Origin of the sequence: Buchnera aphidicola (Melanaphis sacchari) (assembly GCF_003096055.1) — a bacterium.
GTDB classification, from domain to species: domain Bacteria; phylum Pseudomonadota; class Gammaproteobacteria; order Enterobacterales; family Enterobacteriaceae; genus Buchnera; species Buchnera aphidicola_P.
Genome location: NZ_CP029161.1, coordinates 421,961 through 445,053 on the forward strand (window position 1 = coordinate 421,961; position 23,093 = coordinate 445,053).

The following is a 23,093-nucleotide window of genomic DNA, read 5'->3' on the forward strand; positions in this document are numbered from 1 at the left end:
ATAAAAACATATAATATAAAATTATATGTTTTTAACTAAAAAATTCTTAATTGTTAATTATTTTTGTAAACGAGAACTCACTTCGTTCCAGTTTACTACATTCCAAAAAGATTTAATATATTCTAATTTTCTATTTTGATACTTTAAGTAGTAAGCATGCTCCCAAAGATCTATCCCCATAATAGGATTACCATATGTATTTGATATGTATTTCCCCATCAAAGGATTATCTTGATTTACTGTAGAAACTATAGATAAGGTACCATTTTGATTTACTAACCAAACCCAACCAGAACCAAAATGATTTAAAGCAATTTTTTCAAATTGATCTTTAAATGACTCGAAATCTCTAAATTGCTTTTCAATTTCTATTTTTAAGATATCTGGTAATACCGTGTCTTTTTTTAATGTTTTCCAAAATAAAATATGATTAATATGACCACCAGCATTATTACGCAAGGCATCTTTATTTTCTAAAGTAATTTCTTTTAAGATAGATATTAACTCATAAATTGAAAGGGAGGAAAAAGCTGTTTTTTCTAAAATAAAATTTGTATTATTAATATAATTTTGATGGTGCTTTGTATGATGAATCTTCATTGTTTCTTCATCAAAAAAAGGCTCTAAAGAATCATATGAATAAGATAGACTGGGTAATAAATAACTCATTTTATTTCCTTAAAAAATTAAATTAATAATGTAATTCTAAATATTATAACAAGTTACAATCTATTATTAGATTATGAAAATATAAATATATGACATAAAATAAGAATATAAAAAATTCTTATTTTATGTATTTATAAAAATATATTTATTATATAATAATAAATAATTTGTTTTAATAAAATATTATATAGTAAATAAAAAATATAAAAAGTTAAATAATATTTAACAATAAATGTTTTAAATAATGAGAATTTGATGTCTAAAACCGAAGAATGTAATTTATTAAGCAATCGATTTCGTAACTTTTATCCAGTAGTTATTGATATTGAAACAGCTGGGTTTAATCCAAAAACTGATGCAGTTTTAGAAATTGCTTTAATTACTCTAAAAATGGATAAATTAGGATGGTTGCATAAAGAAGATACACTTCACTTTCACATTCAACCGTTTGAAGGTTCTGTCATAAATTCTGACGCAATCGCTTTTAATAAAATAGATCCATTTAATCCCTTACGAGGCGCAATTAGTGAAAAATTAGCCATTACATCAATATTTAAAAAAGTAAAAAAAGGGATGAAATTAGAAGGATGTAATCGAGCTATTATAGTCGCACATAATGCTAATTTTGATTATAACTTTTTAATGGAAATTATACAAAGAGTTAAAATTAAAAATAATCCATTTCATCCGTTTGTTACTTTTGATACAGCGGCATTAAGCGGATTAGTCGTTGGTCAAACTGTATTGGCAAAAGCATGCAAGGCTGCTGGTTTATCATTTGATAATACTCAAGCTCATTCAGCACTATACGATACGCTGCAAACAGCTAAGCTTTTTTGTGAGTTTGTAAATCGTTGGAAACGTTTAGGTGGATGGCCTATTAATATAGATAAATAAAATCATTATAAATAAAATATAGACTTAAATTATTAAGATATGACATTAAAATATTTTAATATAATGTCATATCTTATTTTTAACTTATAAACTTATTTAAGTTGATTTTCATATTTTTTTTTAGTATTACGTATCAATTTTTGCAGTTCTCCATTTTGAAACATTTCTAGCATAATGCTACATCCTCCAATTAATTTCCCATCTACCCATAATTGGGGAAAAGTGGGCCAATTCGCATATCTAGGCAATTCCCTTCTAATATCTAAATGTGTTAAAATATCTACATATGCAAATTTTTCTCCACATTCAGCAAGAACTTGGACAGATTGAGCGGAAAAACCACAACTTGGCGACGTAGGTGTACCTTTCATATATATTAAAATAACATTATCTTTGATTTGTTTTTTAATTTTTTCAATTACGTTCATTATTCAAGTCCATATATAAAATAAAAACATTTTATTTAAGTAACAAATATTTAATAGACAATTTTGTCTTTTTTTGTAATACTATAATATCATAGTAATTATTAAAAACTACGGGGCTGTTGTGGATTCGACAAAATTATCAAACAAATAAAGTGCATGCCGAGGAACGGTTTGCCTCGATAAAAAGCCGTAAAAAAATAGATACAAAGAATAAAAACAACTACGCTTTAGCAGCTTAAAAAACTACATAAAGCCCTTTCTTCTCAAATTTCTTACTCTCTTTTAAAAATGAGAAAATATGAAAGGTTAATTATTAAAGAGAAGCGTGCACACTAGTCTTGGTAGATTTGTGCGTTATTTTTTTACAAGATATAGACTTAAAATGCGTTTTTCCAAATTAAGTAATGAAATATCTAAAGAAAAACTAAGCATGTAGAACCTTTATTTATAGAAATTTTGGACGCGGGTTCAAATCCCGCCAGCTCCAAAAATAAAAAATTTTAAATTACCAAACCGTAAAATACAATACTTTATTCTTCTTAAAAAAAATACTTAGCGTTTTTTTATTACATATATTTCGATTAAATTGATCACAAAAAATATAATGATATGCATTATTAAACGAATCGGAAATGATTGGATTTCCAAAAATATAAATTACTTGATTTTTTGTCATTCCTTTATAATTCTTTTTAAAATTAATTAAATCAAAATAAGAATCATCGACAATATTAGAATTATAATGACTTTTATATGAAAAAGAACAACTTGTAATTAATAAAAAACTAAAAAATAAAAAAATTTTTAATAATATTTTATTAACTAGTAAAATCTGATTTCTCATTAATATATTAATTCCCATAATACTTCTTTGTAAGACTATTAAAACTAAAAAATGTTTTAGTATAAATTTTATTAACATAATTTTATCTAAAAAATTTTTTAGACCAGTTTAATTTTGAATTCAAGGTATCAAAATAATTATAACTTTTAGGATGTATAAGATTCAAATTGTAATTACTCCGACGAATATAAACGTGCTCATTTTTATTAATAGATAATACTATTTGACTATCGCAACTAATTTTTAAATTATTTTCCGTATCAGGGAATTTTAAACAAATAACACTGTCACTATGAATAACTAAAGGTCTTGAAGACAAAGTATGTGGAAACATAGGAACTAATAAAAAAGCCTCAAGAGATGCAGCTATAATGGGACCACCAGCAGAAAGAGAATAACCAGTAGATCCTGTAGGAGTTGATATAATTAATCCATCTGAACGTTGAGAAAATGCGAACTTTTCATCAATATATACTTCAAAATTTATCATATGAGCTATATGTTGAGAATGTAATACAACTTCATTAATAGCTATACTAGTTTGGCAAATTTTTTTTTCTTTATAAATTTTTGCATCTAATAAAAAACGATTTTCTATTAAATAATTACCAGATAAAACATCTGATAATTTCTTAAATCTATTATCTGGATTTAAATCGGTTAAAAAACCTAGATTACCTAAATTAATACCAATAATTTTAATTTTAGAATATGATAAAATTCGAGCAGCAAAAAGAAAGTTTCCATCACCGCCAATAATAATTGCTAAATCACAATATTGGCTAATTTCTATTAACGTAGCAGTATTAGGATTTTTTATTTTTAATTTTTTAGATATATTATGCTCAATAAAAACTTTATACCCTTTTTTTAGCAACCATTGATAAAGTATTTCGTGTATTATTAATGCACTTGAATTACGCGGACATCCGATAATACCAATACAATTAAAATATTTTTTCATTTTATTAAAATTCCTAAAAAAAAAATATATTTTTAATAAAGTAAATTACTTAAAAAAACTAAACAGTCTATATTTAATTAATAATATTCAATAAGGTAACATTATGGATGGTCAAGAAAATAAACTAAAAGATATTAAACAAAAAAAAAATACTGAAAAATTTAAAAAAAAAATTAATGAAGATTTAAATAAAAAATTAATAAATAATCAAAAAAAAATCAATGATATTAATTTAAGACACGCAGCAAATATAGAAAATATTAAAAAAAATACACAAATTAAAATAGAAAAAATAAAAAGCTCAGAAATTGAAAATTTTATCAAAAAAAATATTTTTATAATTGATGCTCTTGAGAATACATTAATAACATGTAAAAAGTTAAATATATCAGATAAACCGTTAATACAAGGAATTAATTTAACTCTCAAATCTTTATTAAAAATGCTATGTAAATTCGGAATGAAAATAGAAGGTCATTTCAAGGAACCATTTAACCCGGAAATACACAATGTTATTGAAATTCAAGAATCAAATATAATAAAACCTAATCATATTATTTCTGTTAATAGAAAAGGTTTTACTTTTAATAAGATTGTATTGCGAAAAGCTAGCGTTATAATCTCTAAAAATTAAAAATTTTTATTTAAGATAAATTTAAAAAAATTATAAAAAATAGAAAAGTTTTTAATATTTTTTTTCTATTTTTTAAATTTTAAACCAATTAATTATTTTTTTTTTGTTTTCAAGCAATATTGAATTCGTTTTAGAAAAATGATTGCAACCAAAAAAACCTCGATGCGCAGATAACGGTGAAGGATGTGATGCTGTAAAAACATAATGATTATTCATATTTATTAAATGACATTTTTTTTTTGCATCATTTCCCCAAAGCAAGAAAACAATAGAACTTCTGTAATAGCTAATTAAGGAAATAACTTTATCAGTAAATATATTCCATCCTATATGATAATGTGATTTTGGTTTTCCCGATTCTACTGTTAAAATACTATTTAATAAAAAAACTCCTTGTTTGGCCCAATTTTTAAGGCAACCATGGTTAAAAATATTATTTCTTTTAAAATTTTTATTTATCTCTTTATATATATTTTTTAAGGAAGGTGGTATAGAACAATTTTTTGGAACTGAAAATGCTAAACCATGTGCTTGATTTTTTGAAAAATAAGGATCTTGACCAATAATAACTACTTTAATTTTACTAAATTCAGTCAATAAAAAAGCATTGAATACATATTTTTTAGGTGGATATATTATTTTTCTTGATCTTTCTCGATGAAGATAATTAATTATATTTAAAAAATATTTTTTTTTTTTTCTTGAGACAAAAGCGCTTTCCAAGTTAAAATATTATTCATAATATTCCTATAATTAAATAAAAACCAGTTGTTATGATACTTAAAAAAATAAATTTTATTTTTTATTAAAATAAGGAAAAAAAAATGGTTTTAGTAGCACAAACAGCCCCTAATTTTACAGCTTCAGCGATTTTAAAAAACGGTAAAATAATAAATAATTTTGATTTAAAAAAATATTCTAATGGTCAATCTATAATACTATTTTTTTGGCCTATGGATTTTACTTTTGTATGCCCTTCTGAAATATTAGAACTAAATAATTCTTATGAAGATTTTAAGAATAAAAATGTAAAAATTGTTGGCATTTCTATTGATAGCGTTTTTGTTCATCAAGCATGGCAGAATACCTCCTTAAAAAACGGAGGAATTGGAAAAATTAAATTCCCAATGGTATCTGATATAAAACACGAAATTCAAAAATCTTACGGCGTTGAACATCCTGAGCTAAACGTCGCATTAAGGGCTTCATTTTTAATTGATGAAAATTGGATTGTACGTCATCAAGTAATTAACGATCTTCCATTTGGACGCAACATTAACGAAATGATACGAATGGTAGATTCTGTAGAATTTCATAATAAATATGGAGAAGTCTGTCCTGCAAATTGGGAAAAGGGAAAAGAAGGTATGACAGCTTCTTTAAAAGGAGTTTCTTCATATTTAGAAAAACATTTTTATAAAAAGTCAAATAATTAAATAATTTTTAAAGTCAGCAAAAAGTATGCTGGCTTTATTTATAGAATATTAAAGTTTTTTAGATATTTTATCTATCACAACGTATTCTAAAATTATATTAAATTATCGTCATTAAAATCGCTGTCATTGCTGTCTTCATCTACTTCATAAGCGTTTGAAATATTTTCAGAAGAATCAAAAATACTGCTCTGATCATCATAATTTATTAAACTATTATCTACATTTTCATGAAAATTAGATTCATCTAAATGAGAAATAGAAGATTCACTTATAGTATCAAATATTTCATCTTCTGGCTTAGTATGATTAAAAACATTCATTAGCATATTTCCTAAAATCATACCTCCTGCTACACCTGTTGCAGTTTGCAAAGCATTTCTAAGAAAACTACTATTACCGCTACTATTAGTTATTGTAGAAGAAGGAGAGGAAAAAATAGTTCCATTAGAAGGCTCTGTGATATTTTGATTTTTTTTCCATATATTATTATCATGAGAAATTTTAGGGGAAATAGAGTCTTTTTTAAAAAAATTTGATAAAAAGCTTGTTTTGTTTTTTGTTTTTTTAGAGTATATCGTTGATATTTTATTTTCTAATTCTTCAATTTTTAAACTCATTTTTTTTATCGCAGTTTCTTGAATCAACATAGTCTGAACCATATAATATGAAGAGTGGGGTTGCTTCTTAACCAAATCCTGAATGAGGATATCTGCTTCATCATCACGCTCAGATGAGTTTAACTCTGTATTTTTCAAGCGATGAAATAAGTTTTCTATTAAATTTTTTTCTTCATCTTTCATAAAAGATCTCGTTATTAATTAAAGTTAAAAATTGCTTATAAAAACTATTTAATAATTTATTTTAATACTTTCATTTAAAATAAACAATATAAAAAATATATTTTCGTTATTAATTAAATACTATTTATAATAGTTTCTTAGATGCGTCTAATCTATTAGTTATGTTATAATTTTGTTTAAATATATTTTATTAATTAATAAAAAAGAGATTAAAATTAATATGAAAGATTTCGCACAAGAAATCACACAAATAACTATCGAAGAAGAAATGAAAAGCTCTTATTTAGACTACGCAATGTCTGTTATAATAGGAAGAGCTCTGCCAGATGTAAGAGATGGATTAAAACCTGTTCATCGAAGAATATTATTTGCAATGCATATATTAAACAATTCTTGGAACAAAACATATAAAAAATCTGCTCGAATAGTAGGAGATGTAATAGGTAAGTATCATCCACACGGCGATTCAGCAGTATATGATGCAATAGTACGCATGGCTCAAAACTTTTCATTGCGTTATGTATTAATAGACGGCCAAGGAAATTTTGGTTCAATAGATGGTGATGCAGCAGCAGCAATGAGATATACAGAAATTCGAATGTCTAAAATAGCTCACGAGCTATTAAATGACTTAGAAAAAAATACTGTTGAATTTATACCGAACTATGACGGAACAGAAACTGTTCCCGAGATTCTACCTTCTAAAATTCCTAATCTCTTAATTAATGGGTCATCAGGAATAGCTGTAGGTATGGCTACTAATATCCCTCCTCATAATTTAAAAGAAATTATTAATGGATGCCTAGCATATGTAAAAAATAATAATATTACATTAGAAGAATTAATTCAATACATTCCAGGTCCAGATTTTCCTACTGCAGGAATAATTAACGGAAAAGAAGGTATTAAAGAAGCATACCGTACAGGAAAGGGAAAAATATATATTCGAGCACGTAACAAAATTGAAATAAATAAAAAAAATAAAAAAGAATCGATTATATTTTATGAAATACCGTACCAAGTCAATAAATCGCGTTTAATTGAAAAAATAGCAGAACTAGTTAGAGAGAAGAGAATTGATGGAATTACTGCTTTACGAGATGAGTCTGACAAAGAGGGCATGAGAATTGTAGTAGAAATTAAAAAAGAGGCAATATCAGAAATAATTCTGAACCAATTATACGCACTAACTCAATTGCAAGTATCTTTTGGAATCAACATGGTAGCACTATGTCGAGGACAACCAAAAACACTATCTTTAAAAGAAATAATACAATACTTTATATCGCATAGACAAGAAGTAATAACGCGACGTAGTATTTTTGAACTACATAAAACGCAACAAAAAACTCATATACTTGAAGGCTTAAATATAGCTTTAATAAATATTAACTCAATCATTAAATTAATAAAAAAATCTAAAAGCATAATAGAAGCAAAAACATTAATGCTCGAAAAAAAATGGAAATCTAAAAATATAGAAAGTATAAGTCAATCTTTAAAAAATAATATAAATAACACAGAAAAACTAAATGAATATTCTTTTACAAAAAAACAAGTGCAAGCTATTCTAGACCTGCGTCTTCATAGACTAACTAACTTAGAGAAAAGTAAAATTTCCTCAGAACACAATAATTTAAATAAAAAAATTATAGAACTAAAAGAAATTTTAAATAATCCTAAACGTATGCTTGACATCATCACAGAAGAACTACTATTAATAAAAAATAACTTTGGAGACGAAAGAAAAACAGAAATTAAAAATGAATATATTGATATTAATATCGAAGATTTAATAAACCAAGAAGACGTAGTAGTTACGCTTTCTCATTCAGGGTATGTAAAATACCAACCTCTTTCTGATTATAATGCTCAAAAAAGAGGAGGAAAAGGAAAATCAGCTGCTAAAATTAAAGAAGAAGATTTTATTGAAAGCTTATTAATAGCAAATACGCACGATACTATATTATGCTTTTCAAGCAGAGGAATATTGTACTGGATGAAAGTGTATCAACTACCAGAATCAAGCAGACATGCTCGTGGTAGACCAATAGTCAATTTATTACCACTGAATACAAAAGAAAGAATTACAGCAATACTACCAATACATGAATATAAAGATAACATTAACATTTTTATGGCAACTGCTTGTGGCATAGTCAAAAAAAGTGCTTTGACAGAATTTAAAAAACCTAGATCCGCAGGAATTATAGCGATTAACTTGCGCACTAATGATGAATTAATTGGAGTTGCATTAACTAATGGACAAAATAACATTATGTTATTTACACAAAATGGAAAAGTAGTACAATTTTTAGAAAAAAGCGTTAGAACAATGGGAAGAACTGCTTCTGGAGTAAGAGGTATTAAAATTTCTAAGAATGATAAAGTGGTTTCTTTAATTGTACCACACAAAAAAGATAGTATTTTGATAGCAACTGATAATGGTTATGGAAAAAGAACAAAAATTATTGATTTTCCTATTAAATCAAGAGCAACGCAAGGTGTTATTTCAATCAAAATTACAAAGAAAAATGGAAAAATAATTGGCGCTATACAAGTAGTAGAAAAAGATCAAATTATGATGATCACTAATGCAGGTACATTAGTAAGAATTCGCGCTTCAGAAATTGGTGTGCTAAAAAGAAATACTCAGGGAGTAATTTTAATAAGAACATCAAAAAATGAAAAAGTTGTTGCTCTACAAAGAATTGTCGAGACTATATAAATATAGGATAATAATATTGTTTTTTAATAAAATTTAGTTATTTTTAAAATAGGTTAATATAATATGAAAAATAATCTATTTGTTACTAAACGTAACGGAAAGAAAGAAAAAATAAATTTAGACAAAATTCATAAAGTTTTAAACTGGGCAGCGAAAGGATTAGAAAACATATCAGTTTCACAAGTAGAACTACGCTCACGAATTCAATTTTACAATAATATTACTACAGTTAATATACATGAAACTATTATTAAAGCCGCAGCAGATTTAATATCTGAAAATACACCAGACTACCAATATATGGCAGCAAGACTTGCTATATTTCATTTAAGAAAAAAGGCATACGGTCAATTCACACCACCAATACTTTATCAACATGTAAAAAAAATGGTTGATTTAGGTAAATACGATACAAGATTATTAGAATATTATTCATTTGAAGAATATTCAAAAATGAATTCTTTTGTGGATCACTGGCGTGATATGAATTTTTCATACGCAGCAGTAAAACAACTTGAAGGTAAATATTTATTACAAAACCGTGTTACTGGAAAAATATATGAAAGCGCTCAATTTTTATATATTTTAATTTCTGCATGTTTATTTTCTAAATATCCTAAAAATATACGCATGAATTATATTAAACGTTTTTATAATGCAATTTCTACATTTAAAATTTCATTACCCACACCTATTATGTCTGGAGTAAGAACTCCAACTAGACAATTTAGTTCATGTGTTTTAATCGAATGTGCAGATAATTTAAATTCTATTAATGCTACCACTAGTTCGATTGTAAAATATGTCTCACAAAGAGCAGGTATCGGAATTAATGCCGGTCAAATTCGAGCTGTAGGAAGCCCCATTCGAAATGGAGAAGCTTTTCATACAGGATGTATCCCTTTTTATAAACATTTTCAAAGTGCTGTAAAATCTTGTTCTCAAGGGGGTGTTCGAGGAGGTGCGGCAACAGTTTTTTACCCAATATGGCACCTCGAAATTGAGAATTTACTAGTTCTTAAGAATAACAGAGGTGTCGAAGAAAATAGAGTTCGCCATTTAGATTATGCTGTTCAAATTAATAAATTAATGTACCAAAGGATGTTATTAGGAAAAAACATTACACTATTTAGTCCTTCTGACGTACCAAAATTATACGAAGTATTTTTTTCTGATCAAAAAAAATTTAAAGAAATTTATATTAAATATGAAAAAACAAGCAATATACGAAAAAAAACCATTAAAGCGATAGATTTATTTTCACTAATCATGCAAGAAAGAACATCTACTGGAAGAATTTATATACAAAATGTAGATCATTGTAATACGCATAGTGCGTTTAACCCTCAATTAGCTTCTATTAAACAATCTAATCTATGTTTAGAAATTACATTGCCTACAAAACCAATCAACGATTTACATGATCAAAATGGAGAAATCGCTCTTTGTACATTATCCGCTCTAAATTTAGGTTTAATTAATAATTTAAAAGATCTTAAAGAACTCTCTACACTTTCTGTGAGAGCTTTAGATGAAATATTAGAATATCAAAATTATCCAATTTTATCAGCGAAAAAGTCTGCTATTGTTAGACGATCCTTAGGAATTGGAGTAATTAATTTCGCATATTATTTAGCTAAAAATAAAGTACGTTATTCAGACGGTACAGCAAAAAATTTAACTCATAAAACATTTGAAGCAATACAATACTATTTATTAAAAGCATCCTGCAGGCTAGCAAAAGAAAAAGGTTCATGCAAATTATTTAATCAAACTAATTACTATTTAGGTAAACTTCCAATAGATACATATAAAAAAGATGTAGATTTAATATGCAATGAACCGTTGCATTTAAATTGGGATCTATTACGCAAAAAAATTAAAAAATATGGTTTAAGGAATTCTACTGTATCTGCTTTAATGCCTTCAGAAACCTCTTCTCAAATTTCTAATGCTACTAATGGAATAGAGCCGCCAAGAGGATTTATTAGTATAAAAGCATCAAAAGATGGAATGTTAAAACAGGTTGTTCCAGAATATAAACGATTAAAATTACAATATGAATTACTTTGGGATATACCAAATAATACAGGCTATTTGGAATTAGTAGCTATTATGCAAAAATTTATTGATCAATCTATCTCAGTTAATACAAACTATGATCCTAAGAAATTCTTAAACGAAAAAATACCCATGAAACAACTTTTATATGATTTATTAATGGCATATAAACTGGGAATAAAAACTTTATATTATCAAAATACTCGAGATGGCGCTGAAGATGATCAAAATTCTAATGAATATAAAAAAATTAAAGAAGATAATTGTACCAGCGGAGCTTGCATTATATAATTTTTTAATATATAAAAGTATGATTGACTAACAAAATTAGGTACAAAAAGTGTCCTATACAATATTTTCTAAAAAAAATAACAACCAACTAAAAGAACCTATGTTTTTTGGACAGCCAGTCAATATCGCTCGTTACGATCAACAAAAATATAGAATTTTTGAAAAATTAATTGAAAAACAACTTTCATTTTTTTGGAGACCTGAAGAAATAGACTTATCTAAAGATAGAATTGACTTTCATAAACTACCATCTCATGAAAAACATATTTTTGTTAGTAACTTAAAATATCAAACGTTACTTGATTCAATTCAAGGCAGAAGTCCTAATATTGCTTTTTTAACAATTGTATCTATTCCTGAATTAGAAACATGGATCGAAACATGGTCTTTTTCAGAAACTATTCATTCTCGCTCATACACTCATATTATTAGAAATATAATAAATACGCCATCAATTATATTTGATGATATTATTTCAAACAAAAATATTAACGACCGAGCGCAAGATATCTCTATTTATTATGACGAATTGATTAACATGATAAATTATTGGCATTTATTTGGCGAAGGAAATCATATTATTAATAATAAAAAAGTTAGTATTAATTTAAATTTATTGAAAAAAAAATTATATCTTTGCTTAATTAGTGTAAATGTATTAGAAGCTATTAGATTTTACGTCAGTTTTGCATGTTCGTTTGCATTTGCAGAAAGAGAAATAATGGAGGGAAATGCAAAAATTATTAGACTAATAGCACGAGATGAAGCATTACATTTGACAGGAACTCAACATATTTTAAATATTTTAAAAAATGAAGAAAATGATGAAAATATGAAAGAAATCATTAAAAATTGCCAAGAAGAAGTAATTCAAATATTCATATCTGCTTCTGAACAGGAAAAAAAATGGGCTGAATATTTATTTCAAAATGGTTCAATGCTAGGATTAAATAAAGAAATATTATGTCAATATATAGAATATATTACGAATATTCGAATGCAAGCAATAGGTTTAAAACCGCCTTTTCCAAAAAAATCTAATCCAATTCCATGGATTAATTCCTGGTTAAATTCTGATGCTATACAAAACGCACCTCAAGAAACAGAAATTAGTTCATATTTAGTTGGTCAAATTAACGCAGAAGTATCTAGTCAAGAATTTAAAAAATTTAAATTATAACTATGAAATATATCACCATTGAAATATTAAATAAAAAAAAAATTTTTATAAAAAAAAAACACTATTAAAAATTCTACAAAAAAATAATATCGAAATAAACTACCAATGTAAATCTGGTTATTGTGGAATATGCCGTATTCAAATTATAAAAGGCGAGGTATCTTATTTAATAAAACAGCCAATGGCTGCTTTATTTAAAAAAAATGATATTTTTCCATGTTGTTGCGAACCTAACGGAAATATTATAATAAAAATTTAAAGAAATTAATAATTTGACTGAATTGATGTTAAAGCGATTGTATAAACTATATCAGTAACTGAAGCACCTCTAGATAAATCATTAACTGGTTTTTTTAATCCTTGTAGCATTGGGCCAAGACAAACTAAATTCAACGAACGTTGGACAGCTTTGTAAGTAATATTACCAGAATTTAAGTCTGGAAAAATTAAAATATTTGCATCACCTAAAATAGAAGAATTTGGTGTTTTTAATTGAGCTACTTTCTTTGAAATAGCAGCATCATATTGAATAGGTCCATCAATAATTAAATGAGGTTTAATTGTTTTTACAATAGAAGTCGCATGTCTAACTTTTTCAACTTGTACTCCTTTTCCGGAATATCCAGTAGAATATGATAGCATAGCTATACGTGGCTCTATACCAAATGTTTGCGCAGAATTAGAAGATTGAATTGCAATATTTGCTAATTGCTGCGAATTAGGATCTATATTGATAGCGCAATCACCATATATTAAAATTTTATCTGGAAATAACATAAAAAATATAGATGATACTAAAGAATTTGATTGATCTGTTTTAATAATCTGAAGTGCTGGACGTATAGTATCAGCTGTAGTATTGACTGCTCCAGAGACTAATCCATCTACTTGACCAGATTCTAATATTAACGTTGCTAAAAAAGTATTATTTTTTAAAATTTTTTCGGCAATATTTTCGTTAATACCCTTATTTTTTCGAAGTTCTAACAAACGTGAAATATATTTATTTCTCACGAATTCAGGATTTATTATTTCAATATTTTTATTTAATTCAATACTATTTTGAAAAGCTATACTATATATTATTTTGGGATCACCTAATAACACGCACTGAGATATTTGCGATGCATAACAAAAAGAAGCAGCTTTTAATATACGAGGTTCATATGATTCAGGCAATATAATACGCTTATTACATTTTCTTGATAAGTCTGTTAATTGATAACAAAATCTTTTAGGAGAATAATTAATTTTATAATTTATTTTCTTATTTTGTATAATAAAAAAATCATTTTTATCAAAAAATCTAGAAATATATTCTAGAACTTTTTTAATATAAAATATACTTTGTTTTTTTAAACTAAAATTAAAAGTTTGTAATTTAGTTAATACTTCTATAGTGTTTTCTTTTGTAAAAAAAATAGGAATCTTCTTATTTATCAAAAAGTCTAATAATTTAATAATATTTTTTTGTAATAAAAAGACCCCTGTTAATAAAACACCGCTAATTTTTTCTTTTTTAATTTTTTTTGACAAAATACTAATCAGTTCTTTTACGCGGCTAAAATCAACTAATATAAAAACATTAGAATAATTTTGTTTTTTTAAAACTAAATAATTTTTATCAAAAATTACTATTTTTTTAATAAAAATATTTTTTATTTTTTCAATCTTAATAAGATGAGCATTTAAAAAACGACAAATGTCTATAGAGAAAGGTTTTATTAAACTTTTATTCCAAGGAATAAATACTATATTATTTAATAAATGATTTTTTAAAAAAATATACCGATTAAATTTATTTTTAAATAAATTTTTTTTTGTATTTCTTAAAATATTTAAATTATCTAAAAAATTATTATTAAATTTAATAAAAGGAGAATTAATATTATTAAAAATAATACCTAAAATATTTTTGTATTTTTTTTCTTTTAAAAAACAATTAATCTTCTCTTCTTTTTTTTTAAATAATTCTTCAGAATATTCTTGTAAATTTTCTAAAAATATTACTTCAGCACCAATATTGCAAGCAATATCACAATTTATTTTATCTGCATAAATATGTTGATTTTTTCTAATACCTGTAATAAATATTAATTCGTTTAAATTTCTTTTATCATAAAAAATTTTACTCATCTTATCAATTAAAGAAAAATATTGATTCGATTCAAAATTTTCTTTTAAGAAATCTACACCTTGTGATATATCTATGGATTTCGAAAAATGTTTTTTAATAATATATAGAGTATTATCAAAACAAAGATTGATAATAGGAAAATAAAAAAAATTTTTTTTGAATTTTTTATTTAGAAAAGAAATAATACTTAAACTAACTGTTGTTAAGGAAACTTTCTCATCTAAAGGCACTAACATTATAATACGTGACATAATTATTTTAATATGTTAATTGAAAAAATGTAAAAACTAAGAAATAATTATTTTCATAGCTTCTCGAGATATTGCCAACTCTTCATCTGTAGGAATGACAAATATTGGATGTGATACATTAGTACTAATTAGACCAGATTTTTTATTTTTTATTAATAAATTTTTTTGAATATCAATTTGAAAACCTAATAAAGACAATTTTTTACATGTTAATTCTCTAATTAATGGAACATTTTCACCAATACCACCGGTAAAAATTACTGCATCTAATCGGCCATCCATCAATGACATATAAGAAGCAATATATTTAGATAATCGATGACAAAATATATCTATAGAAAGTTTTGAACTTTTTTGAGTATTGTATGTTTTTTCAAGATAACGAAAATCACTACTTATTTCACTTAAACCTAATAATCCAGATTTTTTAGTTAATATTTCATGAATATCCTTAATACTAATATTTAAATTTTGATGCATAAAAAAAATAATTGAGGGATCTATATCACCACTCCGTGTACCCATAACTAAACCTTCTAAAGGAGTAAATCCCATAGAAGTATCTACGCATACTCCATTTCGAATAGCAGAAATAGATGCGCCATTGCCTAAATGACAAGTAATGAGATTGAGAGAATTAAATTTTTTATTCAAAATAATAGAAACTTCAGAAGCAATATAAAAATGACTAGTTCCGTGAGCACCATAACGCCTAATTTTATGTTTTTTATAAAAAAAGTAAGGAATGGCATACAAAAACGAAGTTTTAGGCATATTTCGATAAAATGAAGTATCAAATACAGCTACATTTTTTTTTGATAAAAGAGGAAATTTCTTTATAATTTCTTTAATGCAAGCTAAGTTAACTGGATTATGCAAAGGAGCAAACGGAATAGCATATTCGATATACTTAATAACAGAATGATTTATTAATGCTGATTCTTTTATTTTATTTCCGCCGTGAACAACTCTATGCCCTATCCCTATAACATATTTAAAAATGTCTTTTTTTTTAGATAAAATATTATCACAAATAAAGTTCAAAGCTTCTTTATGAGATAAATAATAGCCTATACATTTTTTTGAATACTTTGTTTCCAAACATTTCCATGTAATATATGTTTTTGATAAAAATAAGCATTCCACTAAACCAAATAAATATTTTTTTTTATTATTCGGATTTATTATTGCAAACTTTATAGAAGAACTACCACAATTTAACACAAGAATTAAATTATTCAACTTTTTTTACCAAGTTTTATTGTTAAAATAATTAAATTATTTTAATATAATTGTTCTAAATATAAAATATTAGAATGATTATGTTTAATATACAATAACTTTTTTATAAAATTTTTAAAATAGTGCTAAAATAAAATTTTCAACAAATATTACAAAGAAAATATGAAACTACAAAATCAAATAATTAAAAGTTTAAATATCAAAAACATTATTATCCCCAATGAAGAAATAAATAATAGAACTGAAGGTTTAAAAAAATATTTCCTTAGCAACACTAATTTAAAATCTTTAATAGTAGCTATTAGTGGTGGACAAGATTCGACTTTAGTTGGAAAATTATGCCAATTAACAATACAAAAAATTCGAAAATTAACAAAAATAAAATCTTATGAATTTATTGCATTAAGATTACCATACGGGATACAAGCAGACGAAAAAGACTGTATAGATGCGTTAAATTTTATCAAACCAGATAAAATAATTGAAATTAATATTAAAGAAGCTGTTTTAAGCAGCACAAAATCTCTAAAAGATGCAGGTATTATAATTTCAGATTTTATCAAAGGAAATCAAAAAGCAAGAGAAAGAATGAAAATACAATATAGTATCGCTTCTATCAATAATGGATTAATTATAGGCACAGGAAACGCCGCTGAAATTATTACTGGTTTTTTTACGAAATACGGAGATAACGGAGTAGATATTAACCTGATTTCTGCATTGAATAAAAGACAAGGAAAATTATTATTAAAACATTTGAATTGCCCGAAGCACTTATATTTAAAAACTCCCACAGCAGATCTCGAAGATGAAAAGCCACAACAACCAGATGAATTAATTTTAAATATAAAATATAATGAAATTGATGAATATTTAGAAGGAAAAAAAGTAGATATTAAAATTCAAAAAAAAATTGAAGCAATGTACTTAAAAAGTATGCATAAAAGAAAAGTATTTTTTATAGGATAAAAAAATAAGTTCTATTATAATTTAATGTAATATCATTTTCTTTTGCTCAATTGAATGAATTTGAATCTTAATTATTTCGCTGATAGGATCTTCGGGGCAATTTTCCACAAAATAAATTAAATCTGTTAAAGCTACATGATTACATTCTAATTGCGCATATATTAAACCTCTATCGCGAATTTCATATGGATCATTAGGATCAATTTGTAATAATAAATTACTTACTTTCAGAGCTAATTCCATTTTTTTTTCTTCCATTAACGCGGCCTTTAATGTGTCTAACATTTTTCGAATAACTGCAATAGGTTCAGATTTATGCAAATCATTTTCGTATAACTCCGCAGTCGGACTAATATTTCCCTTTAACCATACTTCTAATGTATGTTTATCTAAAATATCTCCATTAAATGGATTGATTAACCATTTTTTTTCATCAATCCAATCAGCTCTTAAAATTAATTGCGTAGGAAAAATTACAGGATTTAAAGGTAATTGCAATTCTTTTGCAATATGTAATAATAGAATTCCCAAGGATACTGCTGTTCCTTGACGTGTCTTTAATACATTATCGATCCATAACACATCTGATAATTTATATATTCCACTACCTCCTCCAAAATTCCATTGTTTATAAAATAATTTTAATAATTTTTTTAATTTTAAATTTAAATTTGCTTCAGAAGAAATATAAGACTGCGCTTCTTTGATTCTACTATGCAACTCTGAAATTACATAATCACGAGGAAAATCTTCTCGAATTACTTGAAAGGCAGTAATTATAGAATCTAAAAGCGATAATTTAGAAAAATTAATATTAAAAACAGATTTCATATTATTATATAATGATATTATAGGTTGTAAAAATTTAAAATGTATAAAATTTATAAAAATAAATTTATATTTTATATTATATAACATTTTTTGTAAAAACAATTTTTAAATAAAATTTATTTTTTTTTTCGGCCTATAGTAACTCGATAATTTCCTGCGTAATCTTTATAAGATTCTATATTAGAAAAATTTTCACTTTTTAAAAAATTTTGAACGTTTAATCTCTGTTGCCAACTATGTTCTATGAATAACCAACCACCATAAAATAAATATTTTTTTGATTTTTTTATAATATATGCAATATCTGATAATCCATTTTTTTTGGAAAATAAGGCAAAAAATGGTTCGAAAAAAATATCTTTCTCTAAAGATTTAATTTCTTTCATGCTGATATATGGAGGATTGCTAATAATAACATGAAATTTTTTTTCAATATTTGAAAACCAATCACTATAAAAAAAAGTAACATTTTTTATATTTAATTCTAATGCATTTATTTTAGCTATTTTAATTGCTTCATGTGATTTATCAACACCAAAAATTTTCCAATTAGAACAAATACTAGCTAAAGATAGCGCAATAGCTCCACAACCTGTACCTAAATCTAAGATAGATTTCTTATCCATATCAATTTTAGATAAAACTTTTTCTATTAAAATTTCTGTATCAGGTCTTGGAATAAGTGTGTCATATGAAACACGAAAAGATAATGACCAAAATTCTTTTTTACCTGTAATATAAGCTATGGGTTCTCCCATAGATCTTCTATAAATAAAGCTTTTTAATTTATGATATTCGGATAAATTTAATTTTATATCTTCTAATAAAATAATCGAACTATATGTACGATTTACAACATAACTTAGCAATAATTTAGCTTCATATCGAGGATTGTCGAGATGAGACAATATTTTGACAGTTTTTTTTAACCATTTATTTATATTCATTATTTAAACTTAGATAAAGAAGACAGCATATCGGCTTGATATTCTTGAATAATAGGATTAATAAGAAAATCTAATTTTCCTTCTAAAACCTCATCTAATTTATATATAGTTAAGTTAATTCTGTGATCAGTTATTCTATTTTGAGGAAAATTATACGTTCTATTTTTGCTAGACCTTTCTCCGCTTCCTAATAAAAAACGTCTAACAGAGGAATTTTTTTCTTGATTTTTTTGTAGTTTAGCAGCATGTATACGGGCAGATAAAATAGATAAAGCTTTTGCTTTATTTTTATGTTGCGATCTTTCGTCTTGACATTCTACTACATATCCAGTAGGAATATGAGTGATTCGAATAGCAGAATCGGTAGTATTTACATGTTGACCACCAGCCCCAGAAGAACGAAAGGTATCAATTTTTAAATCAGCAGGATTAATTTTTTCTTTTACAATTTCGGGACTAACTGGTATTACAGCTACTGTACAAGTTGAAGTATGAATTCTTCCTTGAGATTCTGTCGCTGGAACTCTTTGAACACGATGTCCTCCAGATTCAAATTTTAAACGACTACAAGATTGTTTTCCAGTAATTTTTGCTATTATTTCCTTAAAACCACCTCTTTCATTCTCACTGGCATTCATTATTTTAACTTTCCATGTATAACTTTCGGCATATCTTGAATACATTCGAAATAGTTCGCCGGCAAAAATAGAAGATTCATCACCACCTGTTGCAGCTCTAATTTCAATAAAACAACTATTTTGATCATGAGGATCTACAGGTAATAACAAAAATTTAATGTAATTTTCTAAATTTCTTTTTTTCTTTTCAAGAGAATTAATTTCATCTTTAGCAATTTTATGCATTTCTGGATCATTAAGCAAATACATAGTATTTTTCAAATCTACTTCTAATTTTTCCCAACAAATAAAATTCTTAACAACATTAGATATTTTAAAATATTCTTGAGACAACTTTTTTAGCTCTTCTTGATTTGAAATAACATCTTTTTGAGTTAATAAAATTTCAATTTCTTTATATCTATTTTTTAAAAATTCTAATTTTTTAATAATAGAAGAGTTCATAAAATATTATCCTATTTAAAAAAAGTATTTAAAAAATATTTTATATCTTTAAATAAAAACATCATATAAAAAATGTATGCATCAAAAAAAATATTTAATACTAATTATAAATTAGTTAAAATATATAAGATTGCTTTAAATAAAATATTTATAAAAAATTTTAAATTTAATTTGATAAATTAAAAAAATTGAGATATTTGATTAAAAATAATTATATCATTTTAAAAAAATTCCGTATAATTTTCATAATAATTAAAATTATAAATATTTATTTTCAAGTAAGATTATGATATATAAATGGCCATCTCCTGCAAAAATTAATTTATTTTTATACGTTACTGATATTCGTTCTGATGGATATCATAATATACAAACTTTATTTCAATTTCTTGATTACAGCGATACATTAAAAATTATACCTAATAAAAGTGGAACAATTAAACTATTTTCTAAAAAAAATTTTTCTTTAAATAAAGAAAATATCATTATTACCGCTGCTGAATTATTAAAATATAAAGCTCATTATTATCAAAAAAAAAACTAATTTTCTCGGAGCAAAAATATTTTTAAATAAAAAAATTCCTTTAGGCAGTGGATTAGGAGGAGGGTCTTCTAATGCTGCAACTACTTTAATTGCTTTAAATAAATTATGGGATATAAGATTTACATTAAAAGAATTGGCTTCCTTTAGTGTGAAAATTGGTGCAGATATACCAGCCTTTATTATGGGAAAAACTGCTATTGTTGAAGGTATAGGAGATATTTTACATCCAATTCAAAGAAAGGAAAAATGGTATCTAATCGTATATCCTCTTATTCAAATTTTAACAAAAAATATGTTTAAAAGCCCTTATCTCAAAAAAAATAATTCAAAAAAATCAATGTCATCATTACTTAAATTACCGTTTAATAACGATTTTGAAAATATAGTAAAAAAAGATTCTAGAATAATTAAAGAACTTATTTCTATGTTATCTTTCTATGCTCCAACGCGTATCACTGGAACTGGATCTTGTATTTTTTCAGAATTCGATAATAAAGAATCGGCTCAAAAAATATTCTCTCTAATTCCTAAAAACATGAAAAAATTTATTGCTAAAAGTATGAATACTTCATTAGTACATCATTTTTGTAAAAAAATAAATTTTATTTATTAAAAATATTTATAAATAAATATTTGTATTATAGAAAATATACTAATATATTTCACAAACATTACATAATATAAAAAATAAGGTTTTCTATGCCAGATATGAAATTATTTGCCGGAAATTCTATCCCTAAATTAGCAAAGTTTATTGCTCAAAGACTATATATAAATCTAGGAAATGCAGCAGTCGGTCGATTTAGTGATGGCGAAATTAGCGTCCAAATTAATGAAAATGTTAGAGGTAGCGATGTCTTTATCATTCAATCTACTTGCGCACCTACTAATGACAATATTATGGAGTTAGTTGTAATGATTGACGCGCTAAGAAGAGCTTCAGCAGGTAGAATTACTGCGGTAATTCCATATTTTGGATATTCTCGACAAGATAGACGCGTAAGATCAGCTCGCGTTCCAATAACAGCAAAAGTCGTCGCTGATTTTTTATCTAGTATTGGAGTAGATCGCGTTTTGACAGTAGATCTTCATGCAGAACAAATACAAGGATTTTTTGACGTTCCCGTAGATAATGTTTTCGGAAGTTTAATTCTTTTAGAAGATATGTTACAAAGAGAGTTAAAAAACCCAATTGTAGTTTCTCCGGATATAGGAGGAGTAGTTAGAGCAAGAGCTATCGCTAAACTACTTTATGATACAGATATGGCAATTATAGACAAACGCAGACCTCGACCAAATATATCAAGAATTATGCATATTATTGGTGACGTAGCAAATAGAGATTGTATTTTAGTTGACGATATGATCGATACAGGTGGAACATTATGCAAGGCTGCAGAAGCTTTAAAAGAAAGAGGTGCCAAAAGGGTATTTGCATATGCAACACATCCTATTTTTTCTGGAGAAGCTTTAAATAATTTAAAAAGCTCAGTTATTGATGAAGTAGTAGTATGCGATACCATTCCTCTGCAAAATAAAATTAGATTACTACCAAATGTTAGAACTCTAACGTTAGCAGGCATGCTAGCAGAGGCAATAAGAAGAATTAGTAATGAAGAATCGATTTCTGCTATGTTCGAACATTAAAATTTTTTAAGTCAGTTAAATATAATTTTCTAAGCACACTATTTTAATTAATGTGCTTAGTTATATAAAAGTTATATTTTAAAAAATATTTATATAAAGAAAAAACTAACAAAAATTGATTGTTTAAAAATATTAAAATAATGCAAACGAATGATAAAAAAGATTAAAAAAAAACCAACGTTGTACCTCTAAAAAAACCAAATAAACCGCCTAAGATAAAATTGCACTTCGAAAATCTTTTTTTGATAATAATTTTTTTTATAAAAAAATTTAATATGAACTTTAAAATGATAAAAAAAATGATTAAAATAATTAAAAATATTTTTTCTTTTAATAAAGAACACGATTTTTTTATAAAAAAAGAATTAAAATAATAATAATTACCTATAAAATAAATATTAAATAACCAAAAAACAGAAGAAATTAATTCTTGAATTAAACCATTCAAAAAACCTAAAAAAATAGAAAGAAAAATAATGAAAAAAATAAAATAATCTATTAAAATCATGAT

The 23,093-nt window shown here is 25.3% G+C and carries 21 protein-coding genes, 1 other RNA gene and 2 pseudogenes; 12 read left to right on the forward strand and 12 right to left on the reverse strand.

Going from position 1 to position 23,093, the window contains the following annotated elements; all coding sequences use genetic code 11:
* Nucleotides 1-57: 57 nt before the first annotated feature.
* Entirely contained in the window at nt 58-669 is a 612-nt protein-coding gene (locus tag DD681_RS02085) for a Fe-Mn family superoxide dismutase (protein WP_158341354.1), read from the reverse strand.
* A 255-nt stretch (nt 670-924) separates the two neighbouring features.
* Here DD681_RS02085 and rnt point away from each other — a divergent pair, with 255 nt between their 5' ends.
* A complete protein-coding gene (gene rnt / locus DD681_RS02090) occupies nt 925-1,566 on the forward strand; it encodes a ribonuclease T (protein WP_158341355.1) in 642 nt (213 codons plus the stop codon).
* 92 nt (nt 1,567-1,658) lie between these two features.
* On the opposite strand, the gene grxD is transcribed toward rnt, so the two are convergent.
* The gene (gene grxD / locus DD681_RS02095) at nt 1,659-1,994 is read right to left on the reverse strand and encodes a Grx4 family monothiol glutaredoxin (protein WP_158341356.1); all 336 of its coding nucleotides are present in this window, start codon (nt 1,992-1,994) and stop codon (nt 1,659-1,661) included.
* A 112-nt stretch (nt 1,995-2,106) separates the two neighbouring features.
* Between grxD and ssrA the strand changes: the two genes are divergently transcribed.
* Nucleotides 2,107-2,482, forward strand: a transfer-messenger RNA (tmRNA) gene (ssrA, locus tag DD681_RS02100).
* 17 nt (nt 2,483-2,499) lie between these two features.
* On the opposite strand, the gene DD681_RS02105 is transcribed toward ssrA, so the two are convergent.
* Together DD681_RS02105 and nadK are read right to left on the reverse strand one after the other, a co-directional pair.
* Nucleotides 2,500-2,916, reverse strand: a complete 417-nt coding sequence (locus DD681_RS02105) for an outer membrane protein assembly factor BamE (RefSeq protein ID WP_158341357.1) — start codon at nt 2,914-2,916, stop codon at nt 2,500-2,502.
* A 4-nt stretch (nt 2,917-2,920) separates the two neighbouring features.
* Nucleotides 2,921-3,802: an NAD(+) kinase gene (gene nadK / locus DD681_RS02110; protein WP_158341358.1), complete on the reverse strand. Its 882-nt coding sequence runs from the start codon at nt 3,800-3,802 to the stop codon at nt 2,921-2,923.
* Between the two features lie 103 nt (nt 3,803-3,905).
* Between nadK and grpE the strand changes: the two genes are divergently transcribed.
* Entirely contained in the window at nt 3,906-4,436 is a 531-nt protein-coding gene (gene grpE, locus DD681_RS02115; RefSeq protein WP_158341359.1) for a nucleotide exchange factor GrpE, read from the forward strand.
* Between the two features lie 72 nt (nt 4,437-4,508).
* Here the strand turns inward: grpE and ung are convergent.
* Nucleotides 4,509-5,176, reverse strand: a pseudogene (gene ung / locus DD681_RS02120) (uracil-DNA glycosylase).
* Nucleotides 5,177-5,260: 84 nt separating this feature from the next.
* On the opposite strand from ung, the gene DD681_RS02125 reads away from it, so the two are divergent.
* Nucleotides 5,261-5,872 (forward strand): peroxiredoxin, encoded by a 612-nt coding sequence (locus tag DD681_RS02125; RefSeq protein ID WP_158341361.1) that lies wholly within the window; start codon nt 5,261-5,263, stop codon nt 5,870-5,872.
* 92 nt (nt 5,873-5,964) lie between these two features.
* On the opposite strand, the gene DD681_RS02130 is transcribed toward DD681_RS02125, so the two are convergent.
* Nucleotides 5,965-6,672, reverse strand: a complete 708-nt coding sequence (locus tag DD681_RS02130; RefSeq protein ID WP_158341362.1) for a DUF2076 domain-containing protein — start codon at nt 6,670-6,672, stop codon at nt 5,965-5,967.
* Nucleotides 6,673-6,892: 220 nt separating this feature from the next.
* On the opposite strand from DD681_RS02130, the gene gyrA reads away from it, so the two are divergent.
* From gyrA to yfaE, 4 genes and pseudogenes are all read left to right on the forward strand, one after another.
* Complete coding sequence (gyrA, locus tag DD681_RS02135) at nt 6,893-9,400, forward strand: DNA topoisomerase (ATP-hydrolyzing) subunit A (RefSeq protein ID WP_158341363.1); 2,508 nt, start codon at nt 6,893-6,895, stop codon at nt 9,398-9,400.
* A 63-nt stretch (nt 9,401-9,463) separates the two neighbouring features.
* On the forward strand, nt 9,464-11,752 hold the full coding sequence (gene nrdA, locus DD681_RS02140) for a class 1a ribonucleoside-diphosphate reductase subunit alpha (RefSeq protein WP_158341364.1): 2,289 nt from the start codon (nt 9,464-9,466) through the stop codon (nt 11,750-11,752).
* Nucleotides 11,753-11,801: 49 nt separating this feature from the next.
* On the forward strand, nt 11,802-12,932 hold the full coding sequence (gene nrdB / locus DD681_RS02145; protein WP_158341365.1) for a class Ia ribonucleoside-diphosphate reductase subunit beta: 1,131 nt from the start codon (nt 11,802-11,804) through the stop codon (nt 12,930-12,932).
* 2 nt (nt 12,933-12,934) lie between these two features.
* Nucleotides 12,935-13,191: pseudogene (gene yfaE / locus DD681_RS02150) on the forward strand (class I ribonucleotide reductase maintenance protein YfaE).
* 5 nt (nt 13,192-13,196) lie between these two features.
* On the opposite strand, the gene pta reads toward yfaE, so the two are convergent.
* Both pta and DD681_RS02160 read right to left on the reverse strand, forming a co-directional pair.
* Nucleotides 13,197-15,320, reverse strand: a complete 2,124-nt coding sequence (gene pta, locus DD681_RS02155) for a phosphate acetyltransferase (RefSeq protein WP_158341366.1) — start codon at nt 15,318-15,320, stop codon at nt 13,197-13,199.
* A 36-nt stretch (nt 15,321-15,356) separates the two neighbouring features.
* Nucleotides 15,357-16,562: an acetate kinase gene (locus DD681_RS02160; RefSeq protein WP_158341367.1), complete on the reverse strand. Its 1,206-nt coding sequence runs from the start codon at nt 16,560-16,562 to the stop codon at nt 15,357-15,359.
* Nucleotides 16,563-16,724: 162 nt separating this feature from the next.
* Between DD681_RS02160 and nadE the strand changes: the two genes are divergently transcribed.
* Entirely contained in the window at nt 16,725-17,531 is an 807-nt protein-coding gene (gene nadE, locus DD681_RS02165; protein WP_158341368.1) for an ammonia-dependent NAD(+) synthetase, read from the forward strand.
* 21 nt (nt 17,532-17,552) lie between these two features.
* On the opposite strand, the gene sirB1 is transcribed toward nadE, so the two are convergent.
* The 3 genes from sirB1 to prfA form a co-directional block, all read right to left on the reverse strand.
* A complete protein-coding gene (gene sirB1, locus DD681_RS02170) occupies nt 17,553-18,362 on the reverse strand; it encodes an invasion regulator SirB1 (protein ID WP_158341369.1) in 810 nt (269 codons plus the stop codon).
* Nucleotides 18,363-18,478: 116 nt separating this feature from the next.
* The gene (gene prmC / locus DD681_RS02175; protein ID WP_158341370.1) at nt 18,479-19,309 is read right to left on the reverse strand and encodes a peptide chain release factor N(5)-glutamine methyltransferase; all 831 of its coding nucleotides are present in this window, start codon (nt 19,307-19,309) and stop codon (nt 18,479-18,481) included.
* On the reverse strand, nt 19,309-20,391 hold the full coding sequence (gene prfA / locus DD681_RS02180; RefSeq protein WP_158341371.1) for a peptide chain release factor 1: 1,083 nt from the start codon (nt 20,389-20,391) through the stop codon (nt 19,309-19,311). Before prfA ends, prmC begins: the two co-directional genes overlap by 1 nt.
* A 286-nt stretch (nt 20,392-20,677) precedes the next feature.
* Here prfA and DD681_RS03155 point away from each other — a divergent pair, with 286 nt between their 5' ends.
* The 3 genes from DD681_RS03155 to DD681_RS02190 all read left to right on the forward strand — a co-directional run bounded on the left by DD681_RS03155 (nt 20,678) and on the right by DD681_RS02190 (nt 22,582).
* On the forward strand, nt 20,678-20,935 hold the full coding sequence (locus DD681_RS03155; RefSeq protein WP_261788350.1) for a hypothetical protein: 258 nt from the start codon (nt 20,678-20,680) through the stop codon (nt 20,933-20,935).
* Nucleotides 20,936-20,969: 34 nt separating this feature from the next.
* Complete coding sequence (gene ispE, locus DD681_RS02185) at nt 20,970-21,548, forward strand: 4-(cytidine 5'-diphospho)-2-C-methyl-D-erythritol kinase (RefSeq protein WP_261788366.1); 579 nt, start codon at nt 20,970-20,972, stop codon at nt 21,546-21,548.
* A gap of 86 nt (nt 21,549-21,634) precedes the next feature.
* Nucleotides 21,635-22,582: a ribose-phosphate pyrophosphokinase gene (locus tag DD681_RS02190; RefSeq protein WP_158341372.1), complete on the forward strand. Its 948-nt coding sequence runs from the start codon at nt 21,635-21,637 to the stop codon at nt 22,580-22,582.
* A 163-nt stretch (nt 22,583-22,745) separates the two neighbouring features.
* Here DD681_RS02190 and DD681_RS03200 read toward each other — a convergent pair whose 3' ends face one another.
* On the reverse strand, nt 22,746-23,090 hold the full coding sequence (locus tag DD681_RS03200; protein WP_158341373.1) for a CvpA family protein: 345 nt from the start codon (nt 23,088-23,090) through the stop codon (nt 22,746-22,748).
* Between the last annotated feature and the right edge of the window lie 3 nt (nt 23,091-23,093).